Raw genomic sequence first — 8,574 nt, forward strand, 5'->3', positions numbered from 1 at the left:
GGCGGCATGCGCGTCAGGAAACTGCCGATACTCTCCAGCCGCCTTGGGCGGCGCTGCCGGAGGGGGAGGGCCTGTCCCCTCTTTCCCTACGGCACGGGGTCATATCCCCCTTTATGAAAGGGGTTGCATCGGAGAATCCGCTTGAACGCCAGCCAGCTCCCCCGCGCCGCCCCGTATTTCTCCAGGGCCTCCACGGCGTACTGGGAACAGGTGGGGATGTAGTTGCAACACCGGGGACGGCAGGGGGAGATGTTGCGCTGGTAAAACCGCACCAGGGCGATCAAAACCCGCTTCATGGCTTGTCCCCCAGCAGATTCAGCTTCCGGCAGAGGCGCAGGAAGGTCTCGTTCAGCTCCTTCCAGGGGGCGGTCAGCGTCCGGCCCCGGGCCACCAGAATGATGTCCCACCCCGAACGGAGCCGGGGACTGTTCAGCCGGTACACCTCCCGCAGGCGGCGGCGGGCCCGGTTCCGCTTCACGGCGTTTCCCAGCTTCACGGAGACGGTGACCCCCAGCCGGTTGTGCCCCAGGCGGTTTTTCCGGCAATAGAGCACCATGCCGCCTCCCACCGCCGACGCGCCCTTCTGGTACAGGCGGCGGAATTCATAATTCTGTTTCAGCGTCACCGCCGCTTTCATTCGTCTTCCTCCCAGCCGGAGAACCAGCACAAGGGACGGAGGAATCAAAAGAATTCCAGCCGCCCCTGTCAGGACCCGTGTTCAAGTGTCTCCTCTGCTCGCCGCTCAATAGGAGAGACGGGCGCGGCCTTTGGCGCGGCGGCGGGCCAGGACCTTGCGGCCGTTGGCAGTAGCCATGCGCTTGCGGAAGCCGTGGACCTTCTGACCGTGCAGTTTCTTGGGCTGATAGGTACGTTTAGTCGCCATGATGAGACACCTCCTGTCCATATTCCGTCCGCTCCGAAGGAACCTCCGGGGCGGCGCTTTCCCAACACCGCCCGGCCCCGGCGGGGCGGACGGCGCGGCAGACATAATTCCAGCGCCGATTCGACGCATGGGATAGTATACCATAATTCTATAAAGAGTGTCAACAAAAAAATATTCCTTCCTCAACTTCCTCAACTTGTGCTGGAATGATTGGAAGTTGCGGACGGAACTTATTGGAGAAGCTATGCCGGGGGAAAGGTCTCGTTGGGTTCCTTAGGTTCCGATATGGAGGAATATCCGTATTACTTATGATCCGCGCAGCCGGCGGCGGGGGAGCATTCCGCTCTCTCCGGCGGGGCGTGCCTATTGACCCCGGGGGAATTTTGTCCTAAAATAAGCGGGAGCGTGAAAAAACGAAAAAAGGAAACGGATGCACTATGAACGATTTTACTCAGCGCTACCTCGCCGCCCGCCGCAGCGTCATCGCCGGGGACCTCCGGCGGCTGAACCCCATGCAGCGCCAGGCCGCCATGACCACCGAGGGGCCCCTCCTCCTCCTGGCCGGGGCCGGCAGCGGCAAGACCACCGTTCTCATTCAGCGGGTGTACAACCTCCTGACCTACGGCCGGGGCAGCGACTCCTCCTTCGTCCCCGGGGACGCCACGGAGGACGACCTGGACTTTCTGGAGCGCTTCCCCGAACAGCCCACTCCCCAGGAGGCGGACCGGGCCCAGCGGCTGTGCGCCGTGGATGTGCCCCGTCCCTGGGAGATCATCGCCATCACCTTCACCAACAAGGCCGCGGGGGAGCTGAAGGACCGCCTGGCCGCCCGGCTGGGCCCCCAGGCAAACGACATCTGGGCCTCCACCTTCCACTCCGCCTGCGTCCGCATCCTCCGGCGGGACATCGACCGCCTGGGCTTTCAGAAGGATTTCACCATCTACGACACTGACGATTCCCGCCGGGTGGTGAAGGACCTTTTGAAAGAGCTGAACCTGGACGACAAAACCTTCCCGCCCAAGAACGTCCTCTCCGTCATCAGCGCCGCCAAGGACCAGTACCAGAGTCCGGAGGACTTTTCCAAAAAGCACAGCGCCGAGAGCGACTGGCGTCTCAGCCGCATCGCGAAGATTTACGCCGCCTATCAGAAGAAGCTGGCCTCCGCCAACGCCCTGGACTTTGACGACATTATTTACCACACGGTCACTCTCCTCCGGCAGGAGCCCGAGGTGCTGGACTACTACCAGCAGAAGTTCCGCTATGTGCTGGTGGACGAGTACCAGGACACGAACCACCTCCAGTATCTCCTTACCAGCCTCCTGGCCGGGGGGCGGAAAAACCTCTGCGTGGTGGGGGACGACGACCAGTCCATTTACCGCTTCCGGGGGGCCAATATTGAGAACATTCTGAACTTCGAGCGGCAGTATGAGAACGCCCGGGTCATCCGGCTGGAGCAGAACTACCGCTCCACCCAGAACATCCTGGACGCGGCCAACGCCGTCATCCGCAACAACACGGGCCGCAAGGGCAAGACCCTCTGGACCGACAACGGCGGGGGCGAGAAGGTCTCGGTCCGCACCACTCTGAACGAGAGCGACGAGGCCGCCTTTGTGGTGGGGGAGATTCTCGCGGCGGTGGAGGGCGGAGCCTCCTTCCGGGACGCCGCCGTGCTCTACCGCATGAACGCCCAGTCCAACGCCCTGGAGTACGCCATGAAGCGCAGCGGCGTGCCCTATAAAATGGTGGGGGGCATGAAGTTCTTCGACCGGGCGGAGGTGAAGGACATGCTGGCCTACCTCTGCGTGCTGAACAATCCCCTGGACGACCTGCGCCTGCGGCGGATCGTCAACACCCCCGCCCGGGGCATCGGCGCCACTACCATGGACCATGTGGCGGACCTGGCGGCGGCGCAGGGGGCCTCTCTCTACGAGATCATCCGCAACGCGGACCTCTTCCCGGAGCTGAAAAGCGCGGCGAAGAAGCTGCTCCAGTTTGCGGACCTCATCGACGGCCTGCGTAAGGCCGGCGGAACCCTGGCCCTGCCGGAGTTCTACGACGCAGTGTGCCAGCAGACGGGCTACACCCAGGCCCTGAAGGACAAGAACGACATGGAGAGCCGGGGCCGGCTGGAAAACGTGCAGGAGCTCAAGTCCAACATCCTGGGCTTTCTGGACCGCCAGCCGGAAGACGCCACCCTCTCCGGCTTCCTCAACGAGATCGCTCTGTACACGGACCTGGACGCCCTGGAGAAGAGCGACGACTGCGTCACCATGATGACCATCCACGCCGCCAAGGGACTGGAGTTCCCCCTGGTCTACGTGGTGGGCCTGGAGGAGGGCATCTTCCCCGGCAGCTCCGCCCAGTTTGAAGAGGCGGAGCTGGAGGAGGAGCGGCGGCTGTGCTACGTGGCCATGACCCGGGCCAAGCAGCGGCTGACTCTGACCTGCGCCCGGCAGAGGATGCTGTACGGCAGGACCTCTTCCAACCGCCTCTCCCGGTTCCTGGAGGAGATTCCGGAGGAGAACCTGTGCTGGGAGGGCAGGAATCTCCAGCCCGGCGGCAGCTTCGGCTCCGCTTACGGAAGCGGCTCTTACGGCGGCGGGACCCTTGGCGGCGGAAGCGCCGGGGGCGGCGCCCAGCGGAGCGCCCCGGTGTATGCCCGTCCGGCCCGCCCCTCCTATCAGGAGGCCCGGCGCACCGCGGTCAGCCAGACCGCCGCCCCCGCCATCGCCCTGGAGCCGGGGGACCGGATTGAGCACGGCGTCTTCGGGGCGGGGACAGTGCTGTCCATTCAGCCCATGGGGGGAGACGCCCTGGTCCAGGTGGATTTCGCGGGCACGGGGAAAAAGAAGCTGATGCTGAAGGCGGCGGCCAAGCACCTGAAAAAATTGGATACATAAGCGGAACGCCGGAGGTTGAAGAAAAAGGGCGGACCCACAGGTCCGCCCCAGGCTGCCGAAAACGTATTTTCGCCAGCCTGCGCAAGTTTTTCAAAACTTTGAAAAACTTCTGATTAAAAACGAAAGGAACCCCTCCTGGGTTCCTCTCGTAACTCTCTTCCTTCCCGTTGCGTCAATCTTCTGCGTTTTTTGACACGCTGAGGGCGTCCCATACGGGACGCCCTTTCCTGCGGCGAAGAGGCCCTCCTTACTTGAAGGAGGGCCTCTTTTTATTCAGCAGCGGCAGCCGCAGCAGGGGATGCGCTTGATGCAGTCCGCGCTGATCTGGGGCGGGATGCTCATGGTCATGGCGCCGCTGTACTGGATGCAGACGCACTCGCCCGGACGGAAGCAGCTGGCGTCGTTGGTATGGACCAGCACCTCCTGGCAGCCGCACAGGTCGCAAACCAGCAGGTCACAGCAGTTCACCCGCAGAATACGGGCGTTCATCGTGACGGGCTCCCGGCACTCGGTGCACTCATTGCACTCGTTGCAGACAGATTCCATAATGAGGACCTCCTATTCCATAAGATGTATTCCATCCTATGCGCAAGGCGGGTCAGAGGTCCCGGAAATGCTCCTCGAACCGCTGGAGGGCGTAAGCGGACACCTCTTCCCGCAGGGCCTGATAGGCGCTCAGCAGGGCCTCCGCCTCCGCCGTCAGGGCCGCGCCGCCGCCGTGGCGGCCCCCAATGGTGGAGTCCAGCAGCTTGCAGCCCAGGGCCTCCTCGGCGGAGCGGACGATGCGCCACGCCTTGGAATAGGCCATGCCCATGGACCCCGCCGCCGCCCGGAGGGAGCATTTCTCCCGCACCTCGGCGAGAAGGGCGGCCACGCCGGGCCCGAAGCGGCGCTGGCCCTCGCCGTCCAGCAGACGGAGGGTGACGGCGAGGCGAAGGTCATTCTGGCGAATCTTCATTGGTAAACTCCTCCCGGCTGGTCAAGTTCAGTACGCCGTCCTGCCGCTCCCAGACCTCTGTGAAGCGAGAAGCGGCGCCGTTGTGGATTTCCAGAACAGGGACCTCCCGGCGGACCAGAACCAGGTCTGTCTCGATGCTCCACTCGGCAGGCCGGGGGCGGAGAAAGTCCCCTTCCCTGGGGAGCCAGATTTCTCGCGCGCCCTCCCGCTCTATGTCCAGATAGCCGGAATCGGGCTGGAAGTTCCGGACCAGCCGTTCCACCCGGTGCAAATACAGGCTTCCGTTCCCGTCAGGCCAGTAGTACTCCGTAACCCACTGGGACCCGGCGGAGCCGGATTTATATTCGGCGGTGGTTTCTCCGGTTTCCGGGTGGGCTTCCGCCCCCTGGAGGATGCAGGCGAACTGGTAGCGCCCCGCCTCCGGGTCCCAGGTCCAGTAGCAATAGGGGATGGTGTTGTTGCACCGCGAGCCAAACAGGCCGAAGTCCATGTTCCCATCGAAGTTCAGGTCCAGAGCCTCCATGCAGTCTTCCGTGCTCCAGCAGTCGGTGTAGTCGCCGTCAAACACAGGTTCACTTGCGGCGCCCTCCCGGCTCAGAACGGTTTGAAGAAGCTCCTCCCCGTCCCAGACCTGGACCTCCCGGACGCCATAGCTGTATTCGTCAACCCGCCGGCCAATGGCCTCCAGCCGCAACGTTCGCCCGTCCGCCAGGGAGGCGTCTAAAGTCAGGAGGACATGGTCCTCCGCCTCCTCCCGGGCGGCGGAGCCATTCTCTTCCCCGGAGGAAGTCTCCCCGGCGTTCTCCGGGGACAGGGTTTCCTCCGGGCCGGACTCCGCCGGGAGGTCCTGAGACGGCGGAACCGGCGTCTTCTCCGCCGGAGCGGCGCAGGACGCGAGCAGGCAGAAAAGGAACAGCATCGTAAAGCAGCGGCCGATCCTGTCAACCGCCTTTCCGCAGAATTTTACGCACGGGGCGTGTCCGGCTTTTCCAAAAACGCCGCAATGCCGGTGATAGTATACATCCATCTTTTTGTCTCCCGTCTTTCAAGATGCTTCCATTCTATCACAATCCCTTTCCCTTGTGTAGATGCTATCTGGAAAATCGCGTCGCTCGTTGCACCGCCTCCGCCACTAAATTTTGGAGAATAGTAAATAAAATCGCTTCGCCCATCCCACGGACTTCCTGTAGGCATATCCGCCTCAAACCTTGCCAGCAGCTCCTTGGTGTTTTCCTCCGTGATAGGCTTACCATTGCCTTCCCGGCAGGCGGTAGAGGCATTGATACGGTCCCTCATCTGCTGGGCGTTTTCGCCGGCTGAGGGAATCGACATCCCAAGGTCCACCAGCAGGTTATACATACATTGGGCCATATCCTCCCGGGGAAGGTCCGCCGGACCTGGATGCCCGGCTGGTGCCGTTCAGGATATTATGCCGGTTCATACTGGCTTCCCCGGCCTCGGTTCCGCCGTTTGGATCTGCCGCCAGCTCCCCGGAGCAGAACGCCCGCGCCGGCACCAGGGAAGAGGCGGCGTAGGAGACCGGGGCGGCGGACGCTCCGGCAGGACCTCTATAACCACGGGGCCGGGGTCGCCGGTGCCATCATCCACCAGCCGGACATAGATAGTCGTGCCGGGGATAATCGTACCGCCGTTGGGCAGGTTACCGGTCAGGGTGTGGTGCTTTCCACGCCGTCTGCGCCGGCGTAGGTCAGTGCAACGGAAGCGATGCCCTCCATGCCGTCCGCTCCGTGGTAACGCTGGAGAGCGCCGGTATAGGTGACGGTTTCATCCTCCAGCACGGGGCGGATAGTACCAGCCTCGCCGGAGGCTTGGGTGATGTGCAGCGCAGGGGCGGGGAACGGAGACAGGATGAAATTCTTGACGTAAATACGGGTAGGCCGTCCCTGCCCCTGCTTGACACGCTCGATCAGGCCGGTGCTGTCCAGCTCCGTGAACAGCCTGACCGCCTTGTTGTGGCCGCAGTCCATCATATACATGACATTTTCCAGCGTGAAGTAGATGCAGATGCGCTTTTTAATGTTCATCCAGTTATTCTTGCCCAACAGGCTCATGCGGTCCAGCAGAAGGCCGTAGAGGACCTTGGCCTCGATGGAAACGCTCCTATAGCGAGGGTCCGTGAGCAGGGTTTTGGGGATACGGTAAAAGCTGTACTGGTCCGCTTCGGTACCGTAGTAATAGTCCAGATTCAGATTTGACGGCATGGTGATTGCCTCCTTTTGAAATGTGCGGAAACACAAAAAAGCGGCCCGGAAACTGTGTCAGTCACCGGGCCGCTCCTGTTCTGTCCGCTTGTTGATTTGTCCGCAAACGCAAAAAACCGCCCCCGCAACTGATGATTCGTCAGTTGCAGGGGAGGTTGTGATGCGCTATGCTATATATGTTCTTTTAAGGCTTGCTGAACGGACTGGATATGCACCCGCGCACAGGCGACTTTTACACCGCAGGCGAGATTTTGGGGCATACCCTCAAAGGTATTGGTATGTCGCTGAGTATCTCCGCCAACCTTGAAGCGGTGGCGGCGCAGTACGTTGACGTGCGGTTGGAACGGAAAAAGGCTGTGCTGGAAACCGATCACAAAACCCTGCGCCCGCAAAACGCCACACCTGAAATGGACGCAGCCAGCAAGGACACCCCCAAGAAAACAGAAAAGCGAAGCAGCGGAATGGAGCTGTGAGGGACGTATCTCTTTACAGCTCCGCGCTGCTTTTTATATGTTTTTAGGGAATCCGGGCGCCATTAGGGCGCCACAGGAAGAAAGGGAAAAGCCCTGAAAACATAGTGTTTTCAAGGCTTTGTGGCGGAGACGGTGGGATTCGAACCCACGAGCCCTTGCGGACTACCTGATTTCGAGTCAGGCTCGTTATGACCACTTCGATACGTCTCCATAGTATACTTATTCAGTTTTCGGCACAGGTAACATGATTTCGAGTGCGGACCCTTCAACCACATCGTTTCTTTTTTAAAAAACCATTCGCAAACGGCCTGCGTCCTGGGAGGCCTCCCGACGGCGAAAACCGGAAACCCCTGACGCCATACGGCTGTGCAGCCCTCAGCCGCCGCTTCACCGTATCCGGATGAGAGCCGGGCCCGTTATGACCGCCGTACTGCCTTCCCTATTATGCCACACTTTCCCTCCCGTTGCAAGGGGGGCGGGAAAATTCCCGCCCCTTTTTTCATCTCCCGTACACAAACGCGTCGCACTTCAGCATCCCATTGTACAGCTTCCGCTTCCGGTCCGCCGGACGGCCGAAGCAGCGCTCAAACTCCGTGTGGGAGCTCAGTACAATCACCCGCCACTTGGGGGGCAGGTCCTCCAGCGCCTTCCCAAACGCCCGGTACAGCGCCTCCGCCTCCCGCTTTTCCAAAAGCCGCTCGCCATAGGGCGGATTCGTCACCAGCTGTCCATACTCGCTCTCCCGGCGGAAGGCCCCCGCGTCCGCCTCCTCGAAGCGCACGCAGTCCTCCACCCCGGCCAGGGCCGCGTTGTGCCGGGCCAGCTCCACTGCCGCCGGGTCGATGTCCCCGCCCCAGATGTCGTACTTTCCGTGAAACTCCTTGTCCTGGGCCTCCTCGGCGGCGTCCATCCAGAGCTTGGGGTCCATGGACTTCCACCTCTGGGCGGCAAAGCGCCGGTCCAGGCCCGGGGCCCGGTTTTTGGCGATCAGCGCCGCCTCGATGGGGATGGTGCCGCTGCCGCAGAAGGGGTCGCAGAAGGGGTCCTTCCCCCGGTAGCGGGAGAGAAGCACCAGCGCCGCCGCCAGCGTCTCCCGCAGGGGCGCGCCCATGTTCCGGGCCCGGTAGCCCCGCTTGTA

10 protein-coding genes, 1 tRNA gene and 1 pseudogene are annotated in these 8,574 nt (G+C 62.1%); 2 read left to right on the forward strand and 10 right to left on the reverse strand.

Going from position 1 to position 8,574, the window contains the following annotated elements:
* Nucleotides 1-86 precede the first annotated feature (86 nt).
* From yidD to rpmH, 3 genes are all read right to left on the reverse strand, one after another.
* Nucleotides 87-296: a membrane protein insertion efficiency factor YidD gene (yidD, locus tag QZ329_RS13805; RefSeq protein ID WP_295753582.1), complete on the reverse strand. Its 210-nt coding sequence runs from the start codon at nucleotides 294-296 to the stop codon at nucleotides 87-89.
* Complete coding sequence (rnpA, locus tag QZ329_RS13810) at nucleotides 293-637, reverse strand: ribonuclease P protein component (RefSeq protein WP_295753583.1); 345 nt, start codon at nucleotides 635-637, stop codon at nucleotides 293-295. The genes yidD and rnpA overlap by 4 nt, the downstream gene beginning before the upstream one ends.
* Before the next feature lie 105 nt (nucleotides 638-742).
* A complete protein-coding gene (rpmH, locus tag QZ329_RS13815) occupies nucleotides 743-883 on the reverse strand; it encodes a 50S ribosomal protein L34 (RefSeq protein WP_021751147.1) in 141 nt (46 codons plus the stop codon).
* A 437-nt stretch (nucleotides 884-1,320) separates the two neighbouring features.
* Here rpmH and QZ329_RS13820 point away from each other — a divergent pair, with 437 nt between their 5' ends.
* Nucleotides 1,321-3,783 (forward strand): UvrD-helicase domain-containing protein, encoded by a 2,463-nt coding sequence (locus QZ329_RS13820; RefSeq protein ID WP_295753584.1) that lies wholly within the window; start codon nucleotides 1,321-1,323, stop codon nucleotides 3,781-3,783.
* 273 nt (nucleotides 3,784-4,056) lie between these two features.
* Here QZ329_RS13820 and QZ329_RS13825 read toward each other — a convergent pair whose 3' ends face one another.
* From QZ329_RS13825 to QZ329_RS13845, 5 genes are all read right to left on the reverse strand, one after another.
* Entirely contained in the window at nucleotides 4,057-4,329 is a 273-nt protein-coding gene (locus tag QZ329_RS13825) for a hypothetical protein (protein WP_295753585.1), read from the reverse strand.
* 52 nt (nucleotides 4,330-4,381) lie between these two features.
* On the reverse strand, nucleotides 4,382-4,741 hold the full coding sequence (locus QZ329_RS13830) for a LysR family transcriptional regulator (RefSeq protein WP_295753586.1): 360 nt from the start codon (nucleotides 4,739-4,741) through the stop codon (nucleotides 4,382-4,384).
* Nucleotides 4,722-5,768 carry a hypothetical protein gene (locus tag QZ329_RS13835; protein ID WP_295753587.1) on the reverse strand — a complete coding sequence of 349 codons (1,047 nt, stop codon included), beginning with the start codon at nucleotides 5,766-5,768 and terminating at the stop codon, nucleotides 4,722-4,724. The genes QZ329_RS13830 and QZ329_RS13835 overlap by 20 nt, the downstream gene beginning before the upstream one ends.
* On the reverse strand, nucleotides 5,705-6,100 hold the full coding sequence (locus QZ329_RS13840) for a hypothetical protein (protein WP_295753588.1): 396 nt from the start codon (nucleotides 6,098-6,100) through the stop codon (nucleotides 5,705-5,707). Before QZ329_RS13840 ends, QZ329_RS13835 begins: the two co-directional genes overlap by 64 nt.
* Before the next feature lie 308 nt (nucleotides 6,101-6,408).
* Entirely contained in the window at nucleotides 6,409-6,963 is a 555-nt protein-coding gene (locus QZ329_RS13845; RefSeq protein WP_295753590.1) for a replication initiator protein A, read from the reverse strand.
* A gap of 191 nt (nucleotides 6,964-7,154) precedes the next feature.
* On the opposite strand from QZ329_RS13845, the gene QZ329_RS13850 reads away from it, so the two are divergent.
* Entirely contained in the window at nucleotides 7,155-7,436 is a 282-nt protein-coding gene (locus tag QZ329_RS13850) for a hypothetical protein (RefSeq protein ID WP_295753591.1), read from the forward strand.
* Between the two features lie 121 nt (nucleotides 7,437-7,557).
* Here QZ329_RS13850 and QZ329_RS13855 read toward each other — a convergent pair.
* Together QZ329_RS13855 and QZ329_RS13860 are read right to left on the reverse strand one after the other, a co-directional pair.
* Nucleotides 7,558-7,646 (reverse strand) — tRNA-Ser (locus QZ329_RS13855).
* Between the two features lie 289 nt (nucleotides 7,647-7,935).
* A pseudogene (locus tag QZ329_RS13860) lies at nucleotides 7,936-8,574 on the reverse strand (methyltransferase); the annotation flags it as partial.

It is taken from the genome of uncultured Oscillibacter sp. (genome assembly GCF_910579365.1).
In the GTDB taxonomy this organism is placed as follows: Bacteria; Bacillota; Clostridia; order Oscillospirales; family Oscillospiraceae; genus Oscillibacter.

Bases quoted from the DNA above. Each gene is read 5' to 3' on its own strand.
- yidD (WP_295753582.1), bottom strand. From the start codon at position 296: ATGAAGCGGGTTTTGATCGCCCTGGTGCGGTTTTACCAGCGCAACATC.
- rnpA (WP_295753583.1), bottom strand. From the start codon at position 637: ATGAAAGCGGCGGTGACGCTGAAACAGAATTATGAATTCCGCCGCCTG.
- rpmH (WP_021751147.1), bottom strand. From the start codon at position 883: ATGGCGACTAAACGTACCTATCAGCCCAAGAAACTGCACGGTCAGAAG.
- QZ329_RS13820 (WP_295753584.1), top strand. From the start codon at position 1,321: ATGAACGATTTTACTCAGCGCTACCTCGCCGCCCGCCGCAGCGTCATC.
- QZ329_RS13825 (WP_295753585.1), bottom strand. From the start codon at position 4,329: ATGGAATCTGTCTGCAACGAGTGCAATGAGTGCACCGAGTGCCGGGAG.
- QZ329_RS13830 (WP_295753586.1), bottom strand. From the start codon at position 4,741: ATGAAGATTCGCCAGAATGACCTTCGCCTCGCCGTCACCCTCCGTCTG.
- QZ329_RS13835 (WP_295753587.1), bottom strand. From the start codon at position 5,768: ATGGATGTATACTATCACCGGCATTGCGGCGTTTTTGGAAAAGCCGGA.
- QZ329_RS13840 (WP_295753588.1), bottom strand. From the start codon at position 6,100: ATGTATAACCTGCTGGTGGACCTTGGGATGTCGATTCCCTCAGCCGGC.
- QZ329_RS13845 (WP_295753590.1), bottom strand. From the start codon at position 6,963: ATGCCGTCAAATCTGAATCTGGACTATTACTACGGTACCGAAGCGGAC.